The organism is Streptomyces sp. SID13726, from assembly GCF_010548375.1.
GTDB lineage: Bacteria > Actinomycetota > Actinomycetes > Streptomycetales > Streptomycetaceae > Streptomyces.
In genome coordinates, this window is record NZ_JAAGLY010000581.1 from 1 (window position 1) to 419 (window position 419).

Below are 419 nucleotides of genomic sequence, written 5' to 3' on the forward strand. Positions count from 1 at the left end.
GCGACCACCTGGTGACCGTCACCCCCGAGGACGCCCTGGACCACGCGGGCCCGGGCCTTCCCGGTGGGCTGGAGCGCAGGCCAGGCGAGGAGCCCGGTCCGCAGGGCCGCCCGGCGGGGATCCCGCGCCCGGAGCAGCTGCCCGACCTCCTCCTCGCCGATACCGCCGAAGGAGCCCAGCGCGGCTTCGAACTCGGCCGGTGTGGTCAGGGCGGGCGGGTTCAGCGGGGGGTCGGGGGGCTTGTTGCCGCCCCGGAAGCCCTTGCGGTGCAGCTCGGCGAGGAACGGCAGCTCCTCGCGGAGGATCTCGTGCTGGCGTACGGCGGTCAGCACGTCCCGTACCCGGTCCCAGGGCTCCACGTCCGGCCGCGAGGTGACGTCCTGCGCCCAGAGCTCCATGAACGCCGGACCGAGGGCCGG

General features: G+C 75.7%; 1 protein-coding gene. It reads right to left on the reverse strand.

Annotated elements, in window-relative coordinates; translation table 11 throughout:
• Positions 1-419, reverse strand: a 419-nt coding sequence (locus G3I78_RS49230) for a hypothetical protein (RefSeq protein WP_164437183.1), incomplete at both ends; no start/stop codon positions are given.